The organism is Streptomyces sp. MMBL 11-1 (genome assembly GCF_028622875.1).
Classification (GTDB): Bacteria; Actinomycetota; Actinomycetes; order Streptomycetales; family Streptomycetaceae; genus Streptomyces.
In genome coordinates this window covers 1,242,414-1,267,313 of sequence record NZ_CP117709.1, presented here as the reverse complement: position 1 = coordinate 1,267,313, position 24,900 = coordinate 1,242,414, and the positions used below count along the sequence as shown (strand labels likewise).

Annotated in this window: 23 protein-coding genes; 9 read left to right on the top strand and 14 right to left on the bottom strand. The window is 72.4% G+C overall.

Annotated elements, in window-relative coordinates:
• Positions 1-4 precede the first annotated feature (4 nt).
• The gene (locus PSQ21_RS05355; protein ID WP_274029252.1) at positions 5-904 is read right to left on the bottom strand and encodes an alpha/beta fold hydrolase; all 900 of its coding nucleotides are present in this window, start codon (positions 902-904) and stop codon (positions 5-7) included.
• Positions 905-1,342: 438 nt separating this feature from the next.
• On the opposite strand from PSQ21_RS05355, the gene PSQ21_RS05350 reads away from it, so the two are divergent.
• Positions 1,343-2,428, top strand: coding sequence for a S1 family peptidase (locus tag PSQ21_RS05350; RefSeq protein WP_443334373.1), 1,086 nt, complete (start codon positions 1,343-1,345; stop codon positions 2,426-2,428).
• Between the two features lie 109 nt (positions 2,429-2,537).
• Here the strand turns inward: PSQ21_RS05350 and PSQ21_RS05345 are convergent, their stop codons facing one another.
• Positions 2,538-3,035, bottom strand: a complete 498-nt coding sequence (locus tag PSQ21_RS05345) for a phospholipase (RefSeq protein ID WP_274029250.1) — start codon at positions 3,033-3,035, stop codon at positions 2,538-2,540.
• A 197-nt stretch (positions 3,036-3,232) separates the two neighbouring features.
• The gene (locus PSQ21_RS05340) at positions 3,233-4,285 is read right to left on the bottom strand and encodes a DUF3533 domain-containing protein (protein ID WP_274029249.1); all 1,053 of its coding nucleotides are present in this window, start codon (positions 4,283-4,285) and stop codon (positions 3,233-3,235) included.
• A gap of 226 nt (positions 4,286-4,511) precedes the next feature.
• On the opposite strand from PSQ21_RS05340, the gene PSQ21_RS05335 reads away from it, so the two are divergent.
• Positions 4,512-5,405, top strand: a complete 894-nt coding sequence (locus PSQ21_RS05335) for an esterase/lipase family protein (RefSeq protein ID WP_274029248.1) — start codon at positions 4,512-4,514, stop codon at positions 5,403-5,405.
• Positions 5,406-5,535: 130 nt separating this feature from the next.
• Here the strand turns inward: PSQ21_RS05335 and PSQ21_RS05330 are convergent, their stop codons facing one another.
• The 4 genes from PSQ21_RS05330 to PSQ21_RS05315 form a co-directional block, all read right to left on the bottom strand.
• Entirely contained in the window at positions 5,536-6,570 is a 1,035-nt protein-coding gene (locus PSQ21_RS05330) for a lytic polysaccharide monooxygenase auxiliary activity family 9 protein (protein ID WP_274029247.1), read from the bottom strand.
• 215 nt (positions 6,571-6,785) lie between these two features.
• Positions 6,786-8,702 (bottom strand): molecular chaperone HtpG, encoded by a 1,917-nt coding sequence (gene htpG / locus PSQ21_RS05325; protein WP_274029246.1) that lies wholly within the window; start codon positions 8,700-8,702, stop codon positions 6,786-6,788.
• Between the two features lie 129 nt (positions 8,703-8,831).
• Positions 8,832-9,482: a type III effector protein gene (locus PSQ21_RS05320; protein ID WP_274035648.1), complete on the bottom strand. Its 651-nt coding sequence runs from the start codon at positions 9,480-9,482 to the stop codon at positions 8,832-8,834.
• Between the two features lie 276 nt (positions 9,483-9,758).
• Entirely contained in the window at positions 9,759-10,445 is a 687-nt protein-coding gene (locus PSQ21_RS05315) for a response regulator (RefSeq protein ID WP_274029245.1), read from the bottom strand.
• A gap of 115 nt (positions 10,446-10,560) precedes the next feature.
• On the opposite strand from PSQ21_RS05315, the gene PSQ21_RS05310 reads away from it, so the two are divergent.
• The 4 genes from PSQ21_RS05310 to PSQ21_RS05295 are packed head-to-tail and all read left to right on the top strand — an operon-like array spanning position 10,561 to position 15,150.
• Positions 10,561-11,544 (top strand): Bug family tripartite tricarboxylate transporter substrate binding protein, encoded by a 984-nt coding sequence (locus PSQ21_RS05310; RefSeq protein WP_274029244.1) that lies wholly within the window; start codon positions 10,561-10,563, stop codon positions 11,542-11,544.
• A complete protein-coding gene (locus PSQ21_RS05305; RefSeq protein ID WP_274029243.1) occupies positions 11,541-12,110 on the top strand; it encodes a tripartite tricarboxylate transporter TctB family protein in 570 nt (189 codons plus the stop codon). Before PSQ21_RS05310 ends, PSQ21_RS05305 begins: the two co-directional genes overlap by 4 nt.
• Before the next feature lie 3 nt (positions 12,111-12,113).
• Positions 12,114-13,643, top strand: a complete 1,530-nt coding sequence (locus PSQ21_RS05300; RefSeq protein ID WP_274029242.1) for a tripartite tricarboxylate transporter permease — start codon at positions 12,114-12,116, stop codon at positions 13,641-13,643.
• A 13-nt stretch (positions 13,644-13,656) separates the two neighbouring features.
• Positions 13,657-15,150 (top strand): trifunctional class I SAM-dependent methyltransferase/NUDIX hydrolase/VOC family protein, encoded by a 1,494-nt coding sequence (locus PSQ21_RS05295; RefSeq protein WP_274029241.1) that lies wholly within the window; start codon positions 13,657-13,659, stop codon positions 15,148-15,150.
• A 118-nt stretch (positions 15,151-15,268) separates the two neighbouring features.
• Here the strand turns inward: PSQ21_RS05295 and PSQ21_RS05290 are convergent, their stop codons facing one another.
• Both PSQ21_RS05290 and PSQ21_RS05285 read right to left on the bottom strand, forming a co-directional pair.
• Positions 15,269-15,778, bottom strand: a complete 510-nt coding sequence (locus PSQ21_RS05290; RefSeq protein WP_274029240.1) for a DUF402 domain-containing protein — start codon at positions 15,776-15,778, stop codon at positions 15,269-15,271.
• Complete coding sequence (locus PSQ21_RS05285) at positions 15,762-16,679, bottom strand: GNAT family N-acetyltransferase (protein ID WP_274029239.1); 918 nt, start codon at positions 16,677-16,679, stop codon at positions 15,762-15,764. The genes PSQ21_RS05290 and PSQ21_RS05285 overlap by 17 nt, the downstream gene beginning before the upstream one ends.
• Positions 16,680-16,749: 70 nt before the next feature.
• Here PSQ21_RS05285 and PSQ21_RS05280 point away from each other — a divergent pair, with 70 nt between their 5' ends.
• On the top strand, positions 16,750-17,124 hold the full coding sequence (locus PSQ21_RS05280) for a GntR family transcriptional regulator (RefSeq protein WP_274029238.1): 375 nt from the start codon (positions 16,750-16,752) through the stop codon (positions 17,122-17,124).
• 73 nt (positions 17,125-17,197) lie between these two features.
• Here PSQ21_RS05280 and PSQ21_RS05275 read toward each other — a convergent pair whose 3' ends face one another.
• Positions 17,198-18,292, bottom strand: coding sequence for a DUF5925 domain-containing protein (locus PSQ21_RS05275; protein WP_274029237.1), 1,095 nt, complete (start codon positions 18,290-18,292; stop codon positions 17,198-17,200).
• 235 nt (positions 18,293-18,527) lie between these two features.
• On the opposite strand from PSQ21_RS05275, the gene PSQ21_RS05270 reads away from it, so the two are divergent.
• Together PSQ21_RS05270 and PSQ21_RS05265 are read left to right on the top strand one after the other, a co-directional pair.
• On the top strand, positions 18,528-19,331 hold the full coding sequence (locus PSQ21_RS05270; protein ID WP_274029236.1) for an SGNH/GDSL hydrolase family protein: 804 nt from the start codon (positions 18,528-18,530) through the stop codon (positions 19,329-19,331).
• A gap of 316 nt (positions 19,332-19,647) precedes the next feature.
• Complete coding sequence (locus PSQ21_RS05265) at positions 19,648-19,911, top strand: hypothetical protein (protein WP_026242095.1); 264 nt, start codon at positions 19,648-19,650, stop codon at positions 19,909-19,911.
• 44 nt (positions 19,912-19,955) lie between these two features.
• Here the strand turns inward: PSQ21_RS05265 and PSQ21_RS05260 are convergent, their stop codons facing one another.
• The 4 genes from PSQ21_RS05260 to hmgA all read right to left on the bottom strand — a co-directional run bounded on the left by PSQ21_RS05260 (position 19,956) and on the right by hmgA (position 24,898).
• Entirely contained in the window at positions 19,956-21,152 is a 1,197-nt protein-coding gene (locus PSQ21_RS05260) for a CaiB/BaiF CoA transferase family protein (protein ID WP_274029235.1), read from the bottom strand.
• Positions 21,153-21,221: 69 nt separating this feature from the next.
• A complete protein-coding gene (locus PSQ21_RS05255; protein WP_274029234.1) occupies positions 21,222-22,568 on the bottom strand; it encodes a type ISP restriction/modification enzyme in 1,347 nt (448 codons plus the stop codon).
• Positions 22,569-22,639: 71 nt separating this feature from the next.
• Complete coding sequence (locus tag PSQ21_RS05250; RefSeq protein WP_274035647.1) at positions 22,640-23,398, bottom strand: GntR family transcriptional regulator; 759 nt, start codon at positions 23,396-23,398, stop codon at positions 22,640-22,642.
• 180 nt (positions 23,399-23,578) lie between these two features.
• Positions 23,579-24,898 carry a homogentisate 1,2-dioxygenase gene (hmgA, locus tag PSQ21_RS05245; RefSeq protein WP_274029233.1) on the bottom strand — a complete coding sequence of 440 codons (1,320 nt, stop codon included), beginning with the start codon at positions 24,896-24,898 and terminating at the stop codon, positions 23,579-23,581.
• Positions 24,899-24,900 lie beyond the last annotated feature (2 nt).

Here is a 24,900-nt window from a genome sequence, read left to right as displayed (position 1 = left end):
GGGCTCACCCTCCCGGCCCGGGGCCGTCCGGGTGCTCCCGCTCGTCCAGCAGCCAGTCGAGGACGCGGGGGAGCATGGGGAACGCGTCGAAGTGGGCCGCCTTCGGTTCGAGTACGGCGGTGGCCCCCGGTATCCGCCCGGCCAGCCAGCGGGAGTGGCCGACCGGGGAGAAGACGTCCTTCACCCCGTGCCAGAGGAGCACCTCGCCGGTGATCCGGCCGGGATCGAAGCCCCAGGGGCTGCAGAACGCGATGGCGTCGTCGATCCAGCCGTACGCCGAGGTGCGCAGCCCCTCGCTGTAGTTGCGCAGCAGCATGGAGCGGATCCCCGCGTCGTTGACCACCATCCGGTCGGAGTCGGTCAGCTCCCGGCGCAGGTCGTCCAGGAGCCTGACCGGGTCCCGGCGGATCTGCGCCGAGCGCAGGATGAAGGACTCCGCCAGGCTCTTCGGGTCGTCGGCCGCCGTGGAGTACGCGAGCACATTGGACGCGGTCATCCCGTCGAACCAGTCGAGACCGGCCGCGTCCGGGGGCGCGAGACTGACCAGAGCGGCGGTCCGGGTGATCCGTTCCGGCATCAGCGCCGCGCAGGCCAGGGCGTGCGGGGCCCCGCCGGACCGGCCCACCACGGCGAATCGTCCCAGTCCCAGCGAGTCGGCGATGGCCCGCACGTCCTCGACGACGTCCTTGATCCGGCGGCCCTCGTGCCGGTCGCTGCCGCCGTATCCCGGGCGGTCGTAGGTGATCAGCTGCGTATGGCGCTGGTACAGCACCATGGAGCGGGGAGCGGGCCCGAGTCTGCTGCCCGGAGTGCCGTGGAGGAGGAAGACCGGTCTGCCCCGCGGGTCCCCCATCCGCTCCACCATCAGATGCCGCCCGTCCGCCGCGAGCACCCGATTGCGCACCCGTTCCTCCTCCGCTCGGTCACCCGGCCGGCCCGGACACGGTGTGCCCGGCGTGTGCTGCCCTTTCGATGATGACCCATCAGAGGCGTTACCGGGACTGCTGGGCGACAGGAACTGTGAAGGTACGGAACGGCTCCCCGGCGGACGATCTCCGTCTCCATCCGGACAGGTGGACCCACCGTCCGGACACCAACGGCGAATACCGGACAGGACTAGTCCTCACCCAGGGGCCGTCCACGGTTGCACCAGGTGTTCGCGATCGGAACCGACGTGGCATGACCCGGGGCAGGTGAACGCCTCGCGTGCGAAGCGTCGATGTCATGTGCGCGTCTGGAAGCCGACCTTGTGCGCGTTTCGCCGCCTCGGCATAGTGGGCGCCCCATCCTCCGTGTACGCGCACCCCACTTGCTCCGTACACGGCCCCACAGGAGGTCGAAGTTGAAGCATCGACGTATATCCAGGAAGCGCGCGACGCTGGCCGGCTCGGCCGTCGTCGCCCTCGTCGCAGCGGGATTCACGTTCCAGACTGCGAACGCCAGTGACGATGTGCCGACGTTCGCGGCCAAGGCCCTCAGCGCGGACGCGGCCGGAAAACTGGCCACCGCCCTGGACCGAGACCTGGGCGCGGACGCGGCAGGCTCGTACTACGACGCCACGGCCGAGGCCCTCGTCGTGAACGTCCTCGACGAGGCGGGCGCCGAGCAGGTCCGTCAGGCGGGCGGCAAGGCCAGAATCGTTCAGAACTCTCTTGCCGATCTGAAGTCGGCCCGGGCGACCCTCACCGACCGGGCGACGATCCCGGGCACCTCCTGGGCGGTCGACCCGGTCAGCAACAAGGTGCGCGTCACCGCCGACAGCACGGTCGACGGCGCGGCCTGGAAGAAGCTCTCGGCCGTGGTCGAGGGCCTCGGCGGCACGGCCGAACTCACCAGGACGGCCGGTGAGTTCCAGCCGCTGATCGCGGGCGGCGACGCGATCTGGGGCTCCGGCTCCCGCTGCTCGCTCGGCTTCAACGTGGTCAAGGGCGGCGAGCCGTACTTCCTGACCGCCGGACACTGCACCGAGTCGGTCACCAGCTGGTCGGACACCCAGGGCGGCCCGGAGATCGGGGCGAACGAGGGCTCCAGCTTCCCGGAGAACGACTACGGCCTGGTCAAGTACGTCTCGGACACCGCGCACCCGAGCGAGGTGAACCTCTACGACGGCTCCACCCAGGCGATCACCCGGGCGGGCGACGCGACCGTCGGCCAGGCGGTCACCCGCAGCGGCTCCACCACCCAGGTGCACGACGGTGAGGTCACGGCGCTGGACGCCACGGTCAACTACGGCAACGGCGACATCGTCAACGGCCTCATCCAGACGACGGTCTGCGCCGAGCCCGGCGACAGCGGCGGCGCCCTCTTCGCGGACGACACCGCGCTCGGTCTGACCTCCGGCGGCAGCGGCGACTGCTCCTCGGGCGGCACGACCTTCTTCCAGCCGGTACCGGAGGCGCTGGCCGCGTACGGAGCCGAGATCGGCTGACGCTCCACCGCGCCACAGCGAGACGGAGAGACGGAGAGGCCCCCGGGACGCCGGGGGCCTCTCCCCTGTGCGGTGGCGGGGTGGGGCGGGTCTCGTGGTGGCCGGGCGGTCAGGCGGCCTCGGGCAGATTGCCGGTGTCCGCCTTGGCCGGGGAGATGCCGAAGGCTTTCACGGCCTGGTAGTAGGTCCAGGCCGTGCCGTTGCACGAGGTCTTCGTCGCGCCCGAGTAGCGGGCGCACACGCGCTTGAGGTCCTCGTAGAAGGCGGAGTCGATACGGGCCTTGTTGGCGGAGAACGTACCGGCGGCCTTGTAGTTCCGGTAGCCGAAGTCATGGCGGGCGCAGGAGGTCTGGAAGGGGAAGCCGAACGGGTTGTCGGGGGAGCTGCTGCAGTAGTCGGTCGACCAGTTGAAGCCGTACGCGGACCAGGCGCCCTGGTTGTTGCGGGCGGTGTTCCAGGCGTGGTAACTGGAGGCGCTGGTCTGGGTCCAGGAGCTGAGCACCTGTGGCTTGTCGGCGGGGGCGGCCGAGGCGGAAGCGGCGCTGATCAGACTGAGCGGGAGTGACAGGGCGACCGCGGCGAGCGGAACCGTGAATCGACGACGCATGAGAGACCTCCGTGCGGGGGAAAGGGAAGGGTCCTGGCCGTGCTCCTCGTCGGGTGGAACGAGGCCGCTCCAGCATGTCGTCATGCACCTGTCATTCCTAGTCCCCGCACTGACCGGACATCAAGAATTGGGGCGCGCGTCAGACGGGGCCGTCACCGGGACGGCCCCGTGAACATCTCACCGTGCGGGAGCGGATGTCAGACGGCCGTCGACCCACCCGCCGCGCGGGCCGTCTCCGTACCGTGGTCGTCGTCCTGCCCGGGCCGGTGCCGCATCGACAGCAGCAGGGTCAACGCCGTGCCGACGACCGCCCAGGCCGAGAGCACCAGCAGGGGCCCGGTGACCGCGTTGCCCCGGAAGTAGGCGATCGAGCGGGCCACCCAGGTGCCCGCGCCCGGAGGGAGGGCCGGACCGATCGCCCGCCAGAAGTCCGGGAGCATCGGCAGCGGGAAGGCGCCGCCCGCGCTCGGGTTGCCCGCGATGACGATGATGAGGACGGCCAGGCCGATGCCGATGATGCCGGTGAGCGCCTGCAGGGCGAGCGTGGTCGTGCCGACCGCGAAGACGACCAGGGCGCCCAGGCCCGCCAGCCCCCAGAAGCTGCCCGGCAGCGCGCCGAGGACCGGCCCGATGATGATCGCGCCGCCGATGCCGCCCACGATCGAGTAGAGGGCCATGGCCCCGGTCCGGATCGCCGCCCGCTGCCGGTTGGCGGGTTTGGCGCCGGAGCTGATGGCCAGGATCGAGGCGCAGAGATAGCCGCCCACGCACCAGCCGACGACCAGGTAGAAGGACGAGAGCCCGTTGAAGTCCTCGCCGGAGGCCGGGGCGACGTCCACGGTCCGCACGCTCCGCTGCTGGGAGGCGTCGACCTCGGTGAGGATCCGCTCCAGGGAGGTGGCCAGAGCCGTTCCGCCGCCGGAGGCGACCAGCAGGGTGTCGGTGCGGCCTTCCGGTGAGACGATCAGGGCGCCGTCGATGTCGCGGTTCATGATCTGCTCGCGGGCCTCGGCGGCACTGCTCACCGTACGGGGGTCGAGCGGCCCGCCGGGGAGCCCGTCCAGCCGGTCGACGAGCTGCTGGGACATCTGCCGCGGGGCCACCACCCCGAAGGCGACGTCCGTCGGCTTGGGCTTGTGCAGCGCTCCGACGTAGGACGCGATGAACAGCAGTTGCAGTCCGAGCACACCGATGACGAGCAGGGCGGCCCGTGGGGTGACGGCGTTCTTCACCTCGTCGACGAAAGTCATGCCCCCACGGTCCGGGGGCGGCGGCGTCCGCGCAGGCTGGGCGGGCCGAACGGCGTAGCGACGCGGCGGTCGGGCCGACGAGCGCCGCCGCCCCAGTTTTTACCGACGCGTAACTTCCCACGCCACCTTACTCGTGCGTAATTTGGCATGAGCACATAAAGCTTGTGGTCCGGGCCACAGGGCGCACCGCCATCGCACCTCCCTTGAGCCGCAAGGAGATCCCACGATGCTGCCCTGGATCCGTGCTGCGCGCGTTCCCCGCACGCGCAGCCTGCTCGCCGCCCTGCTCCTCGCCCTCACCGTCCTCGTCGCCCCCGCGGCGACCGCGACCGCGGCCACCCCGGCCGCCGCCGAGGCCACCTCGCGTGGCTGGAACGACTACTCCTGCAAACCCTCCGCCGCCCACCCCCGCCCCGTCGTCCTGGTCCACGGAACCTTCGGGAACGCGATCGACAACTGGCTGGTCCTCGCCCCCTACCTGGTCAACCGGGGCTACTGCGTCTTCTCCCTCGACTACGGTCAGCTCCCCGGCGTGCCGTTCTTCCACGGCCTCGGCCCCATCGACAAGTCCGCCGAACAGCTCGACGTGTTCGTCGACAAGGTCCTCGACGCCACCGGAGCCCCGAAGGCCGACCTCGTCGGCCACTCCCAGGGCGGCATGATGCCGAACTACTACCTGAAGTTCCTCGGCGGTGCCGACAAGGTCAACGCCCTCGTCGGTATCGCCCCGGACAACCACGGCACCACGCTGCTCGGCCTCACCAAGCTGCTGCCGTACTTCCCCGGCGTCGAGAAGTTCATCAGCGACAACACCCCCGGACTCGCCGACCAGATCGCGGGATCACCCTTCATCACCAAGCTCACCGCGGGCGGCGACACCGTCCCCGGCGTCCGCTACACCGTCATCGCGACCAAGTACGACCAGGTCGTGACCCCGTACCGCACGCAGTACCTGGACGGGCCGAACGTACGCAACGTGCTGCTCCAGGACCTGTGCCCGGTCGACCTGTCCGAGCACGTGGCGATCGGGACCATCGACCGCATCGCCTTCCACGAAGTGGCCAACGCCCTCGACCCGGCACGCGCCACCCCGACCACCTGCGCCTCGGTCATCGGCTGACCGACCGCGCGACGACGGGCCGGGGCCCGGCGTCCGACGGTGCGGACAGCGGACCCCGGCCCGTCACGTCCTGCCGCGCCCGACGTCCCGGAGGGACGCGGCAGGGGTAGGGGAGGGGGTGCTGCGGCGGTCAGCGGCCGTGGCGCCCCGCCGCGGTGGCCCGCCTGCGCTGCGAGGCGAACAGTACGGCCGCGCCGGCGGCGAGCGCCCCGGCGCCCCCGATGGCCAGGAAGGTGCTGCTGCTGGAGCCACCCGTCTCGGCCAGCTCCTCGTCCTGGCTCGCGGTGTTGACCTCGGGGGCGTTGCCCCCGGTCTTTTCCGCCGGGGCGGGCGGGGCGGCGGCGGTGACCTTCGCCCCGGTGTTCGCGTCGTCGTCCCCGTGGCCGTTGTGCTCGACCGACGACTTCTCGGAACCCTCGGCGATCGCGTCCTCGGACGGGGCGGAGGGGGCCGGTGCCGGGGTTTCGGCACCGGAGTTGTCGCCGGACCCCTGCTGCCCCTCCTTGTTCTCCGCTCCACCGCCGGCCGGAGCGCCGCCGAACGTCACGTCGGAGCAGGCGTAGAACGCCTCGGGGGAGTCGGAGCGCTGCCAGACCGTGTAGACCAGCTGCCGCCCGGAGCGCTCGGGGATCGTCCCGTCGAAGACGTACGAACCGTTCTCCAGCACCGGGTCGGTGGCCCCGGCGAAGGGCTTCGCCTCCAGGTCCGACCAGGCCAGCGGCTTCGTGGGGTCGTAACCGGGCTTGGTGAGATACAGCTCGAACGAGCCCCGGTGCGGAGCCGTCGCACGGAACCGGAAGGTGTGCTTGCCCGCAGACATCGCGGTGGCCGGCCAGTCGGCGCGCGGAAGGTCCAGGCCCTTGAACTTGTCGTTGGCCGCGCTGCACAGCTTGCCGTCCGGGATCAACTCACGATGCTTGCCCGCCGCGTTGGCGATGTTCACCCCATTCCAGTCGTACAGCGCCTGGGTCCCGCCCGCCGCGACCGCCGCCCGGCACGCCGCCGACACAGGGCTCTCCGGCCCCTCCGCGAAGCACGCCGACACCCGGCTCACCGGGTCGGTGAGCGAACCGTGCGCGGCGGCCGGGGCGGCAGTCAGCCCGGCCAGTGCGAGCGGTGCGAAACCGAGGGCGAGGATGCCGGCGGTCCTGCGACGAGCGGTCATGGGCGGATCTCCTTCGAAACAGCACAGCTGTGAGGGTGGCGATCAGCAAGCTAGCCGCTCGAAAGGCTGAAAAGGCCTGATGGGAGGGGGTAGGGGCCATCCTTATGGTCGCTTTAAGGCACGGCTAAGAGGGCGCTCAGGAACCCGCCCGCGTCGGCGCCCGTACGGGCCGGCGACGCGGGCGGGTGCATCGGATGCCGGGCCGCACCCGGTGGCTACAGCGTGCGTGCCAGGCGGTCGGCGAGCAGCCGGGTGAAGCGGGCCGGGTCGGGCAGGTCGCCTCCTTCGGCAAGCAGCGCGCTCCCGTAGACCAGCTCGGCGACCTCCGTGAGTGCGGGGTCGTCGGCGTTCGCGTCGTGAGCCGTGCGCAGGGCGACGACCAAGGGGTGCGAGGGGTTGAGTTCCAGGATCCTCTTGACGGTGGGCATCTGCTGGCCCATGGCCCGGTACATCTTCTCCAGGGTCGGCGTCACGTCGTGGGCGTCGCCGACGATGCAGGCAGCCGAGGTGGTCAGACGTGATGACAGGCGGACCTGCTTGACCTGTTCGGACAGGGCGTCGGTCAGCCAGGGCAGCAGGGAGGCGAACTCCTCCTCGCGCTGCGCCCTGGCGGCGTCGCCCTCCTCCTCGCCGTCGGCCGACTCGCCGAGATCCACCTGGCCCTTGGCGATGGACTGGAGCGGGTGGCCGTCGAAGGCCGGGACGCGGTCGACCCACACCTCGTCGACGGGGTCGGTGAGGATCAGCACCTCGTACCCCTTCGCGGCGACGGCCTCCATGTGCGGGGAGTTCTCCACCATCGCCCGGCTCTCGCCGGTCAGGTAGTAGATGGTGTCCTGGCCGTCCTTCATGCGCTCGACGTACTCGCGCAGTGTGGTGGTCCTGTCGGGGTCGTGGGTGGAGGCCACCGACACCAGCCGCAGCAGGGCCTCGGTGTTGTCCGTGTCCTCGACCAGCCCTTCCTTCAGGGCCCGGCCGAACTGCTCCCACACGTTCGCGTAGCGCTCGGCGTCCTTGGACTGCATGTCCTTGAGGGCGCCGAGAACCTTCTTGACCAGGCGCCGCCGCACCCCGTGAATCTGCCGGTCGTGCTGGAGGATCTCGCGCGAGACGTTCAGCGACAGGTCGTGGGCGTCCACGACACCCTTGACGAAGCGCAGGTAGTTGGGCATGAGCGCTTCGCAGTCGTCCATGATGAACACCCGCTTGACGTACAGCTGCACGCCGGGCTTGGACTCGCGGGAGAACAGGTCGAAGGGCGCCTGCGAGGGGATGAACAGCAGCGCCTCGTACTCGAAGGTGCCTTCGGCGCGCATGTGGATCGTCTCGGCCGGCGGCAGCCAGTCGTGGCTGATCTGCTGGTAGAACTTCTTGTACTCGTCCTCGGTCACCTCGGTGCGAGGCCGGGCCCACAGTGCCTTCATCGAGTTGAGCGTGTCGGTCTCGCGGGTGGTCCCGCCGTCGGCGCCGGGGCGTTCGGTGGCCATGCGGATGGGCCAGCGGATGAAGTCCGAGTACTGCTTCACGATCTGACGGATCTTCGACTCGGACAGGTAGTCGGCGCGCCCGTCCTCGCTGTCGGCGGGCTTGAGGTGAAGGGTGACCGAGGTGCCCACGTCCAGGCCGTCGACGGTCTGGACGGCGTAGGTGCCCTCGCCGTCGGACTCCCAGCGGGTACCGGTGTCGGTGCCGGCCCGCCGGGTGCACAGGGTGACCTTGTCGGCGACCATGAAGGCCGAGTAGAAGCCGACGCCGAACTGTCCGATCAGGCTCTCGGCGGTGGCGGCGTCCTGGGATTCCTTGATCTTCTCCAGCATGCCCGCGGTGCCGGACTTGGCGATCGTGCCGATCAGCTCCACCAGATCGTCACGGGTCATGCCGATCCCGTTGTCACGGACCGTCAAGGTGCGGGCTTCCGGGTCGACCTCCAGGGAAATGTGCAGGTCGGCCGATGCGGCTTCGAGGCTGGAGTCGGTCAGCGACTCCAGTCGCAGTTTGTCCAGGGCGTCGGAGGCGTTGGAGATCAACTCACGCAGGAAGATGTCCTTGTTCGAGTAGATCGAGTGAATCACCAGCCGGAGCAACTGGCGTGTCTCCGCCTGGAACTCCAGCGTCTCGACATTGCTGCCCATGGGGACCTCTTTCTGTGGAACGGCATGAAGGGGCTCGGATAAGGGATGGTGAAGGGGCCGTTGCCGGGCACCGGCGTGGTTCGGTGGGGCACGGTACTGCCCGCACGGTGTGGCTCCGGGCGGTGGGAGTCAGTCACCGCCGGCAGCGTGGTGGTGCGCCCGGGCGTCGAGGGAGTCCAGGGATCGGGCGAGGCCGGTGTGGCGGGCATCGAGGTAGGGGCGGATGCCGCCCAGCGGGGCGATGAGCTCGGCCGCGTCGGCGGCGCCGAGAGCCGCGTGCAGGGCGTCCTGGGCCGAACGCGCGGCGGGGCCGAGGTGCGTGAGCGCGGTGATCTGCCCGGCGAGCCGACGCAGGTCGGCGGCGTTGGCGCGGGCCCAGTCGGCGGTGGCGCGGTCGGCGGCCCTGGCCCGGCGGGTGGCCGCCACACGCTGCTCGCCGGTGGTTCCGGCGGCGCCGGGGCGACCACGCAGGTAGCGGCGTTCGGCGGCCTGGCGGCTGGCGACACCGAGCGGGCGGGCGAGGTCGGCCCAGCTGGCGCCCGCGCCGCGGGCGGTTTCGATCAACCCGGTCTCCCAGCCCGCGAGATGCTCACGCACCTGCCGCAACAGGGTCAGGGAGGCCAGTGCCTGTTCGGGCCCGGGGCCCACGGCGTCGGGGGTCCCGCGCTCCGCGTCGCGCAGCGCGTCGCCCATGGCGGCGAGGGCTGCCGCGGCGGCGATGAAGGACGCCGGGCCGTTGGCCCCGTCACCGGCCGTGGACGGCTGGTCCGCCGCGTTCATGGACTCCTCCTCCATCGTCAGCAGATTGATGACATCAGGATTGTCAGCCATCGGACGACGTGATGCAACGAGGTGGGTGCGGCGCGTGGGTGTCGACAGCCCCGCACCCGTCGCACGCCCCGCCGGAACGAAGGGCCGACGGGCCGAGGCCGCGCCGGACCGGGACCGCCGCGCGGACGGTGCCGCACTTGTCGGGCGCCACGTCCGAAGGGCCGCCGTGCGGACGGCGCCGCGGTCCCCGTGCCGACCGCGTGCGCGGACGACGCCCCCGCCGCCTCACCCCGTCCAGCGGTAGCGGCGCTCCGGCCGGCCCGTGCCCCCGTAGCGCAGGGTCACCTCGGCCCGGCCCGTTCCGGCGAAGAACTCCAGATAGCGACGCGCGCTCACCCGGGACAGCGCCCCCACCTCGGCACACTCCGACGCCGACAGCCCCTCGGGGTGGTCGCGCAGGGCACGTTCCACCAGCTCGGCCGTGGGCGCGGCCAGGCCCTTCGGCAGCTCGCGCGAGCCGGGCGGGCGGGTGCCGAAGATCTGGTCGACGTCCTCCTGGCGGGCCTCTCCCAGCCTGTCCAGGCGGGTGCGCAGCGAGGCGACATGACGCATCTGCTCCTGGAGCGCGGACCGGCTGAACGGCTTGATCAAATAGTGCAGGGCCCCCGCCCGCAGCGCCGCCCGGATCACCCCCGCGTCCCGGGCCGCCGTGATGAACAGGGCGTCCGCGCTCGGGCGCGACGCGTCCCGCTCCTCCGCCGCACGCAAGGCGCGCAGGACCCCGATCCCGTCCATATCGGGCAGATAGATGTCCAACAGCACCAGATCGGGGCGCAGCCGCTCGGCCGCCCGCAAGGCGTCGGCCCCGTTGTGCGCCACCCCGACGACCGCGAAGCCGTCCATGGCGGACACATAGCGGCTGTGCAGTTTCGCGACCATGAAGTCGTCGTCCACCACCAGCACAGTTGTCACGCCGCCACGCTAGGCGGCGACCGCAATGACCACAACGTCCGTTGGTACCGGAAGAGAGACAGCTTCTTAACGCGCAGGCAACATGTGGGCCACTTCACAGCGAAAGGCGGAACCTGTGCGAATGCGCACTCTCCTCGCCCTCTTCGGGGCCGTGTTGCTGGTGGTGGTGGGGCCACCTCTGCTGTCCTCCGGTGACGGTGCCGACACCGGTACCCAGATTCCCGGGCTCCGCTTCATGGTCCCCAACACCCCGGGCGGCGGCTACGACATCACCGCGCGCACCCTGGCCAAGAACGCCGAGGACGCCGGACTCACCCACAACATCGAGGTGTTCAATCTGCCGGGCGCCGGCGGGACGGTCGGCCTGACCCGGCTCGTGGGCGAACACGGCAACGGCAAGCTCGCACTCTCCATGGGACTCGGCGTCGTCGGAGCCGTCCACACCAACAAGTCCCCGAGCACGCTGGCCGACACCACCCCGATCGCCCGGCTCACCGAGGAGCCGGACATCGTCGTCGTCTCCAAGAACTCCCCGTACCGGACCATCGCCGACCTGCTCGCCGCCTGGAAGAAGGACCCCGGCCGCGTCCCGGTCGGCGGCGGCTCCTCGCCGGGCGGACCGGACCACCTCGCCCCGATGCTCATGGCGCAGGCGGCCGGCATCGCCCCGAGGACGGTCAACTACGTCCCGTTCGACGGCGGCGGCGAACTCCTCGCCTCCATCCTCGGCGACAAGGTCGGCTTCGGGGTCTCCGGCCTCGGCGAGTACCGCGACCAGATCGAGGCGGGCGAGCTGCGGCTGCTCGCCGTGACCGGTCCGAAGCGGGTCCCGGGCCTCGACGCCCCCACCCTGCGCGAAGCCGGACTCGACACCGAGTTCACCAACTGGCGCGGCGTCGTCGCCCCGCCCGGCCTCTCACCGGCCGAACGCGACAAGCTCACCGGCCTCATCCGCGAGGTCCACGGCTCGAAGCAGTGGAAGGAGTCGATGGAGAAGAACGGCTGGGACGACGCCCTCCTCATCGGTGAACCCTTCGGCGACTTCCTCGACGAGCAGAACCAGCGGGTCGCCACCGTCCTCAAGGAGCTGGGGCTGTGACCACCGATCCCACCGAAACCCCTGGCTCCGCAGCACAGCCGAGCGCCGAAACCGTACAGGAGGAGAGCACCGCCCTCTCCTGGCTGCGCGAGCACTCCGAACTCGGCGTCTGCGTCCTGCTGTTCGCGCTCGGCGTCCTCGTCCTGACCGATGCCTTCACCATGAGCGTCGACATCGCCCAGCGCGGCCCCGTCGGCCCCCGAACGGTCCCCTTCGTCATCGGCGGTCTGTTCCTCCTCATCTCGGTCCTGCTCGCCGGCGACGTCCTGCGCGGCGGACGCGGAGAGGCGGAGGGCGGCGAGGACGTCGACCTCGACGAACCGGCCGACTGGCGCACCGTGCTCCTGCTCACCGGCGTCTTCCTCGGCACCGCCGTCCTGATCGACCCGCTGGGCTTCCCGATCGCCGGGGCGCTGCTCTTCTGGGGCTCCGCCTACGCGCTGGGCAGCCGGCACCACGGCCGGGATCCGCTCATCGCGGCCGGCATCTCCCTGGCCACCTATTTCGTCTTCGACAACCTGCTCGGTGTCCCCCTTCCGGGCGGCCCGCTGATGGGGGTGCTCTGACCGATGGATTCCCTCAACTCCCTCATCGACGGCTTCGGTACCGCGCTCACCCCGATGAACCTGCTCTGGGCCGCGATCGGCGTCCTGCTCGGTACCGCGATCGGGGTGCTCCCCGGCATCGGCCCGGCGATGGCCGTGGCGCTGCTGCTCCCCGTGACGTACGGACTCGACCCGACCGGCGCGTTCATCATGTTCGCCGGGATCTACTACGGCGCCATGTTCGGCGGCTCCACCACCTCGATCCTCCTCAACACCCCCGGGGAGAGCGCGGCCGTGGTCGCCGCGATCGAGGGCAACCCGATGGCGAAGGGCGGACGCGGCGCGCAGGCGCTCGCCGCCGCCGCGATCGGCCACTTCGCGGGCGGCATGATCGGCACGATCGCGCTGGTCGCCCTCGCCCCGACCGTCGCCTCTCTCGCCATCGGCATCGGGGCCCCCGACTACTTCGCCATCATGGTGCTGGCCTTCATCGCCGTCACCTCCGTCCTCGGCGCCTCCCGCATCCGCGGCATCGCCTCGCTCCTCATCGGCCTCACCATCGGGCTGGTCGGCCTCGACCAGATGACCGGACAGCAGCGCCTGACCTTCGGCTCGCTCCAACTGGCCGACGGCGTCGACGTGGTCATCGTCGCGGTCGGGCTCTTCGCGATCGGCGAGGCGCTCTGGGTCGCCGCCCACCTGCGCCGCTCCACCGGAAAGCCGATTCCCGTCGGCAGACCGTGGCTCGGCCGCGCCGACCTGAAGCGCACCTGGAAGCCCTGGCTGCGCGGTCCCGTCATCGGTTTCCCCTTCGGGGCGATTCCGGCGGGCGGCGCGGAGATCCCCACCTTCCTCAGTTACGTCACCGAGAAGCGGCTCTCCAAGCACCGTGACCAGTTCGGCAAGGGGGCCATCGAAGGCGTCGCCGGACCCGAGGCCGCCGCCTCCGCCTCCGCCGCCGGAACCCTCGTCTCGATGCTCACGCTCGGGCTGCCCACCACCGCCGTCGCCGCCGTGATGCTGGCCGCCTTCCAGCAGTACGGGATCCAGCCGGGCCCCTTGCTGTTCGAACGCGAGCCGGAGCTGGTCTGGGGCCTCATCGCCTCGCTCTTCGTCGGCATGGTGCTGCTGCTCGCCCTCAACCTGCCGCTCGCCCCGGTCTGGGCGAAGCTCCTGCGGATCCCGCGTCCCTACCTGTACGCGGGCATCCTCTTCTTCGCCGCGGTCGGCGCGTACGCGGTCGGCGGCGAATCCCTCGACCTGGTGATCCTCCTGATCATCGGGCTGATCGGGTTCGGTATGCGGCGCTACGGACTGCCGGTGCTGCCCGCCGTCATCGGGGTGATCCTCGGCCCGGCCGCCGAACAGCAGCTGCGCCGCGCGCTCCAGATCAGCGACGGCAGTGTGACGGGCCTGGTCAACACCCCGTTCTCCGTCACCGTCTACGTGATCGTGGTGCTGATCGTGGCCTGGCCGCTGATCGGCCGGCTGATCGTACGGCCGCGCGGTGGCCGCGAGACGGCAGAGGAGTCCCGCACGGCCGACCGCGGCTGAGAGTATCGGCACCATGACCACGATCGACTGGGACGCGGCCGCCGGATCCTTCGACGAGGAGCCCGGCCACGGGCTCCTCGACCCGGTGGTGCGCGACGCCTGGGCCGGGCGGCTGGAGGGCTGGCTGCCCGGCACCCGCGCCGACGTGCTGGACCTGGGGTGCGGCACCGGCAGCCTCTCCCTGCTCGCCGCGGGCCAGGGTCACCGCGTCACCGCCGTCGACCGCTCGCCCCGCATGGCCGAGCGGGCCCGTGCCAAGCTCGTCGGGACCGGTGCGGAGGTCCTCGTCGGGGACGCCGCCCGGCCCCCGGTCGGGGAGCGGGCGTTCGACGTCATCATGGCCCGGCACGTCGTCCGGCTGCTGCCCGACCCGGCGGCGGCCCTGGAACACTGGTTCGGCCTGCTGAAGCCGGGCGGGCGGCTCGTTCTCGTCGAAGGGGTGTGGGGCGGCGCCGGTCTGTCCGCCACCGCGCTCACCGCCCTGCTCTCCGCGCACACCGAGCGCGTCCACCACGAGGACCTGGCCCCCGACCCCCGGCTGTGGGGCAAGGAGGTCGACGACGAGCGCTATGCGCTGGTCGCCCGCGCGATGCCGCCCCACCGGCACACCGAGGTCGTCGACGTCCACCTGATCCTGCGCCGGGGCCCGGACGTCCTGCTGGCCCGCCGTTCCGGCACCGGCTATGCGGACGGGCTGCTCCACGCGCCCTCCGGCCACGCGGAGGACGGCGAGGACGTCCGCGAGGCGATGATCCGGGAGGCCGCCGAGGAGATCGGCCTCGCTCTGGAGCCCGAGGAGCTGCGGGTGGCCCTCGTGATGCAGCACCGGGGCCCCGGCGGCGGGGCGCGCATGGGCTGGTTCTTCGTCGCGGAGTACGACCCGGGCCGCCCGCCGCGCAACGCGGAGCCGGAGAAGTGCTCCGAGCTGGACTGGTTCCCGCTGGCCGCCCTGCCGGACGACATGGTCGCGTACTGCCGTGCGGGCCTGGACGGATACCGGGCGGGCGAGCACTTCATGATCCACTGGCACCGGGACGGGGAGCCGGTGGCGTACGTTCCCGGTGGCCCCGGCCGTGCCGTCCCGCTGCCCGCCGCCGAGCAGACCACCGGGCGGGTGCACCACATCGAGTTGTGGGTGGCGGACCTGGCGGAGGCGGAGCGCGGCTGGGACTGGCTGCTGGGCCGGCTCGGCCACGTCCCCTACCAGCGCTGGACCCACGGCCGCAGTTGGCGGCGCGGAGACACGTACATCGTGCTGGAGCAGTCTCCCGACCTGGCCGCCAGCGGCCACGACCGCCGCCGCCCCGGCCTCAACCACCTGGCGTTCCACGTCGCGGACCGGGCCGCCCTCGACGCCCTGACGGCCGAGGCACCGGCGTACGGCTGGCGGCCGCTGTTCCCCGACCGCCATCCGTACGCGGGCGGCGAGGGGCATCACGCCGCCTACCTGGAGGACCCGGCGGGGTACGAGGTGGAACTCGTCGCCGAGTCCCGGCCCCGCCCCTGAGCGGCCCGGCGGTCCGTACGACAGCCGCGTCCGGCGGTCCGTACGAAAGCCGCGCCCGGCGGTCCGTACGCCCGTCCGGCGGTCCGTCCGGGCCCCGCCCCCGCGCCTGACGGGGTGTTCAGCCGAGCAGGCCGGTCAGCCCTTCGGTCCGGGCCAGGCGCTCCAGCTCGTCCAGGGCCCGGACCGCCGCCCCGGCCGCCGCCGGATCGAGCCCGGCCAGGCCGCTCTCGGCGAACTCGTCCTCGTCCAGCCGCAGGACCGTCGCGCCGTCCGCCGAGACCCACAGGTCCAGGTCCAGGTCCTCGACCGCCAGCACCCCGTCCACGAGCACGGCGGGCCTGGTGATGTCGCAGTACCAGCCCTTGAGCCCGCCGTCGCCGGCGCGGACCTCCTTCACCGCGAACCACCGGTCCCGCCAGTAGTGCTCGGTGAGGACGTCCCCCGGCTCGAACCGGACGAAGCCGAAGTCCCGCACCCCGGGCGCGGCCCACGGCGCCCGGACGGTGACGCGGACGCCGTCGTCCCGGACCAGCTCCGCCGGATACCTGATCTTGGTGCGGCCGGCCTTGGACAGGGCGACGACCAGACCCCGCGTCCGGTCCGCGCGGGGCTCAGAGGGTGCGGACATGGCGGACCTCGGTCGCGCAGACCGTGTAGCCGAACCACTGGTTGACGGCCAGCATCGGGCCGTTGCCGGTGTCGTTGGAGGTGTAGGCGTCCGTGTACCCGGCCGCCCGCGCCCGGTGCAGCGAGTCGTTCTTCGCCAGCTTCGCCAGGCCCCGCCCCCGGAAGTCCCGCAGCGTGCCGGTCATGGCGCTCAGATACGTCCGTACGCCGTCGGTGGTGGCCGCGCTGAACGCCGCCACCTTCCCGTCCACCAGCGCCACCGAGGTGAGCCCCTGGTCGAAGGCCGGGTGGTGCCAGACGGTCGTCAGCCAGTCCTCGTAGTCGTCCAGCTCGGAGGTGATGTCGCCCGGCTCGTCGGCCGTCACCTGGGCGTCCGCCTCGAACAGCGGCCGGGGGTCGTCGGCGAAGTCGGAGCCGGGACGCAGCTCGACGCCGGGCGGGAGCTCCTGGCGGGGCGGCAGGGTGCCGCCCGCGAGGTCCAGGTGCTGGAAGTGCGCGGAGCGGCTGGGCCGGTACCCCCGCTTACGGGCGAACTCCAGGCTCTCCGGGTTGTCCAGGACCCACGCGTACAGGACCGTGGCCCCGGCCTCGGCCAGGTGCTCCTCCGCCGTGCGCAGCAGCAGCGATCCCGCACCCCGGTTGGTGCGGCCGGGCAGCGTCTGCGGCGTGAAGTACCCCTGCCCCGGCTCGGGGCTCTCGTGGGCGATGCCCGCCTGCGCCGTGGCGATGATCTCGCCGTCCTCCTCGGCGACCAGCAGGCGGTAGTGCCGGTCCGGATGGGCGTGGGCCAGGTCGTGGACGACCTGTTCGGGGGTGGCCACCATCCAGGGGACGGAGGCCCGGCGGGCCTCGGTCCACGCCTGAGCGTCGGACGGCCGGAAATCGCGCACGATCACAGTCATGCGGTGGACCGTATGCGCAGCCGCGCTCCGAACGCCTCCCCTTTTTCCGCCGGTGGGGGAGAATCGGCCCGTGACTGACAAGATCGTCCTCGACCCGGACTCCGGCATCGCGCCGTACGAGCAACTGCGCACCCAGCTCTCCGAACTGGCCCGTTCCGGCGCGCTGCCCGTCGGCCACCGGCTCCCGACCGTACGCGGCTTCGCCGAGGAGCTGGGCCTCGCCGCCAACACCGTCGCCAAGGCCTACCGGGCCCTGGAGGCGGACGGGGTGATCGAGACCCGGGGGCGCAACGGAACCTTCGTCGCGGCCGCCGGGGGAGCTGCCGGGCAGCGGGCCGCGACCGCCGCGCGGGTGTACGCCGAGACCGCCGAGCGGCTCGGCCTCACCCGGCAGCAGGCCCTCTCGCTGGCCGAGGACGCGGTGCGCGTCGCGTACGGGGCCTGAAGCGTCACGCGGTGCGCATCGCGTACGGGTGGGGCTGAAGCGTCACGCGGTGCCCGGAGCGGCCGACCGGCTGTCACAGGTACAGCCCCGCGTCGGCCCCCTCCCCCTGCTTCGGCACCGACGCGGGGCCGGTGCCCCGGCGCAGCGCGTACAGCTCGGCGAGGGAGTTGCCCTCCCGGCCCACCCCTTCGTCGGTGCCCAGCCAGGCCACCGACTCCTGACGGGACAACGGGCCCACCTCGATCCTGGCCAGACAGCGGCCGGGCCGTACGACCGCCGGGTGCAGCCGCTCCAGGTCCTCATTGGTGGTGACCCCCACCAGCACGTTGCGACCCTGGCCCAGCAGACCGTCCGTCAGGTTCAGCAGCCGGGACAGGGCCTGGCCCGCCGTGTGCTTGGCCTCGCCGCGGATCAGCTCGTCGCAGTCCTCCAGGAGCAGCAGCCGCCACCGCCCCTTCGCCGTGCCGTCGTCCTCGCCGATCGCGATGTCCATGAGATAGCCGACGTCGTTGAAGAGCCGCTCGGGGTCCAGCACGCAGTCGACCTGGCACCAGTCCCGCCAGGAACGGGCCAGGGTGCGCAGCGCGGACGTCTTGCCGGTGCCGGGCGGGCCGTGCAGCAGGAGCAGCCGGCCCGCGATGGCGTCCGGTGTCACCTTCATCAGCCGGCCCATCGCCTCGGCCACCGGCGCGGTGTAGTTGGGGCGGACCTCGTCCCAACTGCCGGCGGTGATCCGGCGGGTGGTGCGGTACGGGCCGCGGCGCGGGGAGACGTACCAGAAGCCCATGGTCACGTTGTCGGGCTGGGGCTCCGGCTCGTCCTGAGCCCCGTCCGTGGCCTGGCCGAGGACCTTCTCCGCCAGTTCATCGCTGGTCGCGGTGACGGTGACGTCCGCGCCCCGGTTCCACCGGGACGCCAGCAGGGTCCAGCCCTCGCCCTCCGCGAGCGTCGCGCTGCGGTCGTCGTCCCGGGCGGCCCGCAGCACCGTGGCGCCCGGCGGCAGCAGCGTCGCCCCGGACTTGACCCGGTCGAGGGAGGCGCTGTGCGCGTACGGCTGCTCGCCCGTCGTGAAGCGGCCGAGGAAGAGCGCGTCGACGACGTCAGACGGTGAATCGCTGTCGTCGACGGTGAGCCGGATCGGCAGAGCGGATTCGGGGGAGTCAGACATGGCGCCCATGATCCGCCACGGGATGTCCCCGTGCACCCGGGTTTCGCAGGCTCGCGCGCCCGGCCGACGAGGCGTCGGAAACCGACGGAGCGACAGCGGGACGTCAAGGAGCGCGCGCTGAACCTTCGGGGGCGGACGGAAGCACGCCAACCCTATTTTTGGCATGAACACTTCCAATGGGGGGTGGCTGCTGCTACTACGGAGTAGGCCGATATCCCCTGCTCAAGGAGGTCCCATGAAAATGTCCAGACTCGTGGCGTTCTCGTCCTCGCTGCTGCTCGGCGTCGCCCTGGCCTTCACCGGTGCGGGGGTCGCGAACGCCGACTCGTCCGCCGCGGCCGTCGACTACGTCGCCCTCGGCGACTCGTACTCCTCCGGCGTCGGAGCCGGCAGCTACGACGGCTCCAGCTGCAAACGCAGCAGCCGTGCCCACCCCGCCCTCTGGGCGGCCGCCAACTCCCCCTCCTCGTTCGCCTTCGCCGCCTGCTCCGGCGCCCGGACCGGAGACGTCACGGGCAGTCAGCTCGGCCGGGTGAACGCCTCGACCGACCTCGTCTCGATCTCCGTCGGCGGCAACGACGCCGGCTTCGCGGACGTCATGACGACCTGTGTCCTGCAGTCCGAGGCCACCTGCCTCAGCCGGATCGCCACCGCCCGCGCCTACGTCGACTCCACCCTGCCCGGCAGGCTCGACTCGGTGTACACGGCCATCCGCTCCAAGGCCCCCTCCGCGCAGGTCGTCGTCCTCGGCTACCCCCGCTTCTACCAACTCGGCGGCGGCTGCATCGCCGGCCTGAGCGAGAAGGAGCGCTCCGCCATCAACGGGGCGTCCGACCACCTGAACACGGCCACCGCCAAGCGTGCGGCGGACCACGGCTTCACCTTCGGCGACGTCAGGACGACCTTCGCCGGCCACGAGATCTGCTCGGGCAACTCCTGGCTGCACAGCGTGAACTGGCTCAACATCGGTGAGTCCTACCACCCCACCGCCGCCGGACAGTCGGGCGGCTATCTTCCCGTTCTCAACTCCGCTCTCTGACGCCTTCCTCAACTCGGCTCTCTGACGTCCCGTCCTCAACTCGGCTCTCTGGCCGGAGGCCCGGCGCTTCCGCCGGAGCGTTCCGCCACCCGCCGTCCCCCACGCGGCCTGCGTGGGGGACGGCCGGGCGGGCCATCCGAACCGCGCGAACCACCCGAACGGTCCGAAGTCGACCTGGAATCGCGCGGATGCGGTAACGAGGCGTCAACCTCCGTATGTGTGTGCGTAATCCTGTGGCCGGGATACACGGGTGTCACCGCGGGACGATAGGGTTAACCTGCCCGGACCGGGTGCCCTCGTACGGGTGGGGAGTGACATGGAACAGATAACGGTGCGAAGCAGGCCGCGTGTGCCTGCCATCACATGCGGGAGCGGTGCGACCAGTACGCGCCTCGACCGCCATCTCGCGGTGCTCGGCGGCCCTGTCGTCCCGCAGCGCGAGTCGGCGGAAGCGACGCTGCTCATGCGCGAGCTGACCTCGCGCGATGCCGCGCACACCCGCAGGAGCAGGAGCGCACGTGTGTCGCTCTTCGCGCCGCTGCGGCGACTGCGGCGCTCGCTCTTCGGCAGCCGCCACTGACCCACGGCGTCGCCCGTCCGGACCGGCCCGCCGCTCGGGACGGTTCAGACGATCACCCCGTCCCGGCGCAGCACCGATGTCTGCTCCTCCGTCATCCCCAGGGCTCGCAGCAGCGCATCGGTGTGCTCACCCAGCGCCGGCACGGCACCCATCCGTGCCTCCTCGCTCCCCGGCAGCGTGATCGGCGGCAGCAGCGCCCGCAACGGCCCCACCGGTGACCCCACCTCCCGCCACCGGTCCCGTGCCGCGAGCTGCGGATGCGCCGCCACATCGGCCACCGTGTTCAGCCGGGCGCACGCGATGCCCGCAGCCTCCAGCCCGGCCAGCGCCTCCCGCCCCGTCAGGCCCGCCAGCGCCCGGCCCACCACCTCGTCGGTCCGCGCCCGGTGCGCGGTGCGTGCCGCGTTCGTCGCGAAGTCCGGGTGGTCCGCCAACTCGGGGCGCGCGAGCACCTGTTCCGCCAGCCGCCGCCACTCCCGGTCGTTCTGCACCGACAGCAGCACCTGCTCCCCGTCGGCCGTCACGTACGCGTCGTACGGGGCGATCACCGAGTGCGCGAGGCCGGTGCGCGCCGGGGGAGCGGAGCCGTGCGTCCCCTGGTGCAGCGGGTGGCCCATCCACTCGGCCAGCGCGTCCAGCATGGAGACCTCCACCGGGCCGCCCCGCCCGGTGTTCGCCCGCCGCAGCAGCGCCGCGAGCACCCCGGAGAACGCGTACATCGCCGCCGCGATGTCCGCCGCGGGAATGCCCGCCTTCGCCGGCCGGTCCGCGGTCCCCGTCACCGATACCAGGCCGGCCTCGCACTGCACGAGCATGTCGTAGGCCCGCTTGTGCGCGTACGGTCCCTCCGCGCCGTAGCCGGAGATGTCGACCGCCACCAGGCGTGGGTGCGCCGCGCAGAGCGCGGCGGCGTCGAGGCCGAGCCGGGCCGCCGCCCCCTGGGCCAGATTTTGGACGAACACATCGGCCTCGGCAACGAGTTCGCGGACCACCGCGAGGCCCCGCGGATCCTTCAGATCGACGGCGAGAGACTCCTTGCCGCGGTTGCACCAGACGAAATGCGAGGCGAGACCGCGCGCCGCCGTGTCGTAGCCGCGCGCGAAGTCGCCGCCGTCCGGGCGCTCCACCTTGATGACCCGGGCTCCGAGGTCGGCGAGCTGACGGGTGGCGAAGGGGGCGGCGACCGCCTGTTCGACGGCCACCACGGTGATGCCGTCGAGGGGGAGTGGCAAGGTGTTCATGAACCGTGTTTACCCCCTGACCGGCGCTCCGGCCACCTCCGGCCACCCCGCGGACTCCTCGCCCGGCCGCTACAGCAGCGCGAACTGCCCCTCCGGGCCCTCCTCCTGGTGCCCGAGCACCGATGCGGGACGCCGTGCCGGGGGCGGCACCGGCAGCACCCCGGCCGCCCGCAGCTCGGCGGGCCCGATCAGCTCTCCCGCCTCCAGCGCCGCCCGCAGCTCCTTCCGGGGCCCCGCCGTGCCGTCCAGCAAAGCGAGTACGGTGATGAGTTCGAGCAGTTCCGAGGTCCACTCCCGGGGCCAGCCGCGCGCACCGACCGCGTCGAGACCGCCCGGGGGCGCCCCGTCCGGCCCCCGGCCCGTCGCCGCCGCGGCCCGGCGGCCGAACCAGAGCTCCAGCACCCGCGCCCCGCCCACCGTGAACTCCCAGGCCGCCGCGGGCACCGGCGAGATCCGGCCATCGCCGACGACCAGCGCCTCGTCCCCGGCCTCATGGACCAGCTCCGTGGGACGGGCGGGGAGGGCCGCCCGCACATAGGGCCTGCGTCCGCCCGGCAGCCGGGGGCGCTCCCCGCCCCGGGAACCGCGCAACTGGAGCCGCGTCAGCTCCCGGCCGAGCGCCACCCCCGACGACCACACCTCCGCGTCGGCCGGCAACGGGATCCGGGGGCCGGTGGCGGAGGGGCGGGCGGCGGCCAGGACCCAGGCCAGCACCGCTTCCGGGGTGAACGCGTCCGGCTCCGCCGCGCCGCCGAGCCGCCCGCGCAGCAGATCCAGGAGCCCCGGCGCCAGGTTGGGTTCCGTGCCGCCGGGCCTGCGGTAGAGCGGCCTGATCCGGCCGGGCCGCCCGGCGGGGGAGTGCCCGTCGGGCAGCAGCGCGGTCACGGACAGGGCGGGCCCGGCATCCTCGGGTGCGGCGCTGTGTTCGACCGCGAAGAGCTGGCGCCCGTCGGCGACCCGCCACAGCTCCGGACGGGCCGCGTCGATCAGCCGGTGGTCGGGGAGCAGCCACTGTTCGTCGTAGGGGCCGTGGAGGATGCGTACGGGGTCGGGGCAGGGGCCCGGGGCCCGGGCGAAGCGGCCCGTTCCGGCGGACCGGCCGGGCAGGGCGGCGACCGAGGTGTGCGGCGTACGGGAGCGGGTGGGCACGAACAGCCGCTCCTGCTCGGCGGGGTCGGCGGCGGCCAGCCGTTCCCAGCGGGCCCGGAGCGCCACGGGGTCGGGGCCGCTCACCCAGGCGCGGCCGGTCCGCAGCGGTCGCACGGACCACGGCATCAGCTCGTCCAGCGACAGGAGCCCGTCCTGCGACAGGAGTCCGTCCTGCGCCCGGAGTCCGTCCGGCGGCCGGGGCGTCCCCGGAGACGGGGGCCGGGCGTTCCCGTCGCCGTCGGCCGCCGCTGTCCCGTGCGCTGTCACCTGCCCGTCCTCCCCTGTCCGCCGTGACCCTTTCGCATCGTAACGGCGGGCGGCGCGCCCGTGGGGCGGGGTCAGTGGGCCTCCACCGTCACGGAGAAGGAGAACCGGTCGCCCCGGTAGCGGATCCGGGCCACGTCCACCACGCGCCCCTCCTCGTCGTACGTCACGCCCGTGTAGTGCAGGATCGGGCTGAGCAGCGGGACCTGGAGCAGCTCGGCGGTGACCGGGTCGGCGAGGCGGGCCTCCACCGTGTCGGTGATCCGGGAGATCCTCACCCCGACGACGTCGCGCAGGACCTTGGTCATCGGCCAGCGTTCCAGGTCGGCCACGTCGATTTGGGCGGCGATGTCGGGACGGACCGCGTTCTCCGCCCAGTTGGTGGGCTCGTCGCTCTCCCCGTCGCGGCGCAGCCGCCGGTAGCAGGTCACCTCGGCGCAGCCCGGGAAGAACTCGGCGAGATCACCGGGTATGGCCGTCGGGCCGTGGCCGAGAACGGTCGTCGCCTCCCCGGACTGCTGGGCCACGATCGCGTCGACCGAGCCCAGCAGCCGGACCGGGGAGACCCGCCGGGCGCGCGGCTCGATGAACGTGCCGCGCCGCCGGTGCCGGCTGATCAGCCCCTCCGCCTCCAGCTCCTTGAGCGCCTGGCGCATCGTGAGCACGCTGACCCCGTAGTGCGCGGCGAGCTGCTCCTCCGTGGGCAGCCGGGCGGAGGCGTCCTGGGGGCGGCCCAGCACGGAGGCCCGCAGGGACTGGGAGACCTGGTACCAGAGAGGCAGCTTCCGGTTCAGGACGAGGGAGTCGGGGGCGAAGGCGGGCGGGTGCGTCACCGGGGCCGGCCGGGAGCCCGAGCCGTCCCCGGCCGTGCCGTCCCCGGGTGCGCCGCCCCCGGCCGTACCGTTCCCGGCCGTGCCGTCCCCCTCGGTCCTCCGGGCGTCCGCCCCGGCCCTCTCCCGGCTCTCTGTCACGTCGTCCCCGCCCCCGCCCCGTCCCTGCCGGCCTTCCGCCGTCTACGGCCGGAAGTTGCGGCTCAGACCCTGCCACACCTCGTCGTATCCGTGCTGCAGGTGTCCGGCGGCGGCCGCCTGCGCGGTCGCCGTGACCGGCCAGCGGGTCTCGAACATGAAGGCCAGGCCGTCGTCGATCTTCTGCGGCTTCAGCTCCGCCGCGCTCGCCCGGTCGAAGGTCTCCCGGTCCGGGCCGTGCGCCGACATCATGTTGTGCAGGGAGCCGCCGCCCGGGACGAAGCCGTCCGCCTTCGCGTCGTACGCCCCGTCGATCAGGCCCATGTACTCGCTCATCACATTGCGGTGGAAGTACGGCGGGCGGAAGGTGTCCTCGCCGACCAGCCAGCGCGGGGCGAAGACGACGAAGTCCACCCCGGCCAGCCCCGGGGTGTCGGAGGGCGAGGTCAGCACCGTGAAGATCGACGGGTCGGGGTGGTCGTAGCTGATCGTGCCGATCACGTTGAACCGGCGCAGGTCGTAGACGTACGGGGTGTGGTTGCCGTGCCAGGCCACCACGTCGAGCGGCGAGTGGTCGTACGTCGCCGACCAGAGGTTCCCGCAGAACTTGTTGACCACCTCCACCGGGCCCTCGTGGTCCTCGTACGCCGCGACGGGCGCGAGGAAGTCCCGGGCGTTCGCCAGGCCGTTGGCGCCGATCGGGCCGAGGTCGGGCAGCGCGAAGGGGCGGCCGTAGTTCTCGCAGACGTATCCGCGCGCGGTCTCCTCCAGCAGCTCCACCCGGAAGCGGATCCCGCGCGGGACCAGCGCGACATGGCCCGGCTCGACGCGCAGCAGGCCCAGTTCGGTGCGCAGCAGCAGCCCGCCGCGCTCGGGGACGATCAGCAGCTCGCCGTCGGAGTCGCTGAACACGCGGTCGGTCATCGAGGAGTCGGCGTTGTACAGATGGATCGCCATGCCCGCGCGCTGCGCGGCGTCGCCGTTGCCGCCGAGCGTCCACAGGCCGCTCAGGAAGTCCGTGCCGGGCGCGGGATCCGGCAGCGGGTTCCAGCGCAGCCGGTTCGGGTCCGGCACCGTCTCGGTGAAGGGCGCCGAGCGCAGGTTCCCGTTGTCGACGCGGGTGAAGGCCGGGTGGACGGCCGAGGGGCGGATCCGGTAGAGCCAGGATCGGCGGTTGTCCGCACGCGGCTCGGTGAAGGCGGAACCGCTCAACTGCTCCGCGTACAGCCCGAGCGGGGCGCGCTGGGGGGAGTTGCGGCCGTGCGGCAGCGCTCCGGGAACCGCCTCGGAGCCGTGCTCGTTGCCGAAGCCCGAGGAATACGTCAGCCCCTCGGCCGCCTTCCTCGCCTGGTCGATCGCGCTCATCC